The organism is Cetobacterium sp. (assembly GCF_048470075.1).
Classification (GTDB): Bacteria; Fusobacteriota; Fusobacteriia; order Fusobacteriales; family Fusobacteriaceae; genus Cetobacterium_A.
In genome coordinates this window covers 1-2,609 of record NZ_DBGBQB010000180.1, presented here as the reverse complement: position 1 = coordinate 2,609, position 2,609 = coordinate 1, and the positions used below count along the sequence as shown (strand labels likewise).

Below are 2,609 nucleotides of genomic sequence, written 5' to 3'. Positions count from 1 at the left end.
CTAATATTTTCAATGATTTTTGTTTAACTAAAAAAGTAGAAAAGTTATTATCCAAAAGAACAAAGGAATTATTAAAAGAAGTTGAAAGTATAGGGTTTGAAAATATAAGTAATGATTTAGATAATGAAATTACAGAGATTTTAACAAATCAAAGAAAAATTTCAAAAGAAAGTTATTATTCATATTTTAAACAAACATTTCCAGCAAATAACCCTTTAGTAGAGGGAGAGCATATAGAACTTATATGCGATATTTTAACTTTAGCAGAAATGGGATTATTCAAAGATAAAGATACCAAAAGTAGAATAGCAATCTCAGTTCCTCCAAGACATTTAAAATCAACGGCGATAACAAATAGTTTTCCAAGTTGGTTTATGAGTAAAGAAACATTTAGAAGTTCTATAGTAACATCCTATGGAGATAATCTAGTTGAAAAAGCTGGAGAAAAAAATAGAGAAAAAATAAAAAATATTTGCTCCTCATTATTTGGGAGTTCTTTAAAAAATGGTGTAGGTTCTAAAAAAATGTGGGAAATAGAAGGTGGCGGAAGATTCAAAGCTGCAACTATAAGAGGAGGAGCTACTGGAGAGGGAGCTGAACTTCTTGTAATAGATGATGTTGTTAAGAATAGAGAAGAGGCTAATTCAAAATTACAGCAACAGAAAATATGGAATGAATACAATGACACATATTTAACCAGATTACATAGGAATGGTATTTTAATAGTTATTATGACTAGATGGGATGCTAATGACCTTAGAGGTAAAATAGATGATTTTGAAAAAAATTTAAAATGGTTTAAATTGGATTTAGCAGCAATAAATGAGACACAAGAAGATTGTGATAATGACGCTTTAGGGAGACCTATAGGCAAAGCATTATATCCACAAATGTTTGATGAGTCTTATTTTGAGCCATTTAAAGCAAACCCTAGAACTTGGGCTAGTCTATTTAAACAAAAGCCTAGTATTGAGCAGGGTGAATATTTTGAGGGAACATATTTTCAGACATTTACATATGATGATACATTTTTTTATTTACATCAAAAAAATGGAGATAAAAAAGCAGTTATTCAAGATGAGTGTTGGTTTTTTCAAACTATAGATACAGCTCAAAAAGATAAAGAGATAAATGATGAGACAGGAATTGAAACATGGGTTTGTACTCCAGATGCAGAACTTCTATTATGGGATGTATACCATGGAAGAATAAAAATACCAGAGCAAGAGAGAAAAATAGATGAATATTGGGAGATTTACAAAGAGTATTTAGCTTTTCAAGCTATTGAGGATAAATCGTCTGGAATTGGTATACTTCAAAAATTAGAAAATACTGGAAGACCTATAAAAGCAATACCAGCTATTCAAAATAAGGTTACAAGAGCAGCAGCTATTGTGTCTATGTATGGAAATATGAAAGTTTATCATAGGCAAGGAGCTAAATGGAGAAATTACTATGAAGCTCAACTGTTAGAGTTTCCTAGTGGAAAACATGATGACCTTGTAGATTGTGCTAGTATAGCTGGAAATATAGTAGCTGGTAGATATGGGGTTATATCATTGCCATAGGAGGTGATTAAAATAGGCAAAAAAAATAATAAAATGTTTCCAAGTAGGAGAGAGAATAGCTTTACAAGGAATATTGAAAATCCACAATTAAAGTCAATTGGAGCTTTTGATGAAGATGTTCAAGTAGGATATAGAAATCAAAAAGTAGAAATAATGACTGATAATATAATTGACGATTTATATTACGGAAATTCATTCTTTAAAAGAATAATTGATGAATTACCTAGCGACTCACTGAAGAAAGGCTTTAAAATCGATTTTGCAAAGGATAACGAGAAATTATCAGATGAAGTATATAGTAAATTTTTATCTTTAGAATTAGATAATTATTTAATTGAATTTATACAACATGGAAGAAAAGATGGTTTTTCAGCTTTATTACCTATTTGTAAAGTTAATGGAGACCTAAAAACAGATGAAGAACTACTTTTACCAAGATTGAATCGAATATTAGATTTTAATATCATAAAAAAATCAGATATTTCTAAAATAGAAAGGAATAAAGATATAACTAAACCTTTTTATGGAAATATTGAATATATTTATATAAAAAAAAGTGATGGTAGCATAGTTAAGTATCATCATTCTTGGCTACTAATATTTGAAACTGGAATAACAACTGATAAAAGTAATTTAGATCAAATGCACCAAAGCATTTATACTGGCTTATTTGATGCCTTACAAGTTAATTATAATATTGGTTGGAGTACAGGACAATATGCTTTTGCTTCTTTTTGTAAAGTTTTACAAATAGGAGACCAAAACGAATTAAATAAAATTAGAAAAAATGGATTAAAAAATTATACCCAAAAAAAAGAAATGGAAGTAAATAGTTCAACTTTAGCAGTAATTGGTGAAAAAGATAAACTGCAATCCATTAATTTAAGCGGTAATACTGATTTTGAGAGCTTACAAAAGGTTAGCTTAAATGATATAGCAACAAGACTTGGAATACCAGTTTCTAAACTAATGGGGGCTTCTGCTGGAGCTTTAGCAAGTGCTGAACAAGATTCAGAAAGATATATTGAAGTTGTAGAACAG

Annotated in this window: 2 protein-coding genes; both read left to right on the top strand. The window is 29.3% G+C overall.

Going from position 1 to position 2,609, the window contains the following annotated elements; genetic code table 11:
- Positions 1 to 1,568: phage terminase large subunit (gene terL, locus ACMOUI_RS06545; RefSeq protein ID WP_418964923.1), on the top strand; the 1,568-nt coding region annotated here is incomplete at its 5' end.
- A gap of 33 nt (positions 1,569 to 1,601) precedes the next feature.
- Positions 1,602 to 2,609, top strand: a 1,008-nt coding sequence (locus tag ACMOUI_RS06540; protein ID WP_418964922.1) for an anti-CBASS protein Acb1 family protein, incomplete at its 3' end; no start/stop codon positions are given.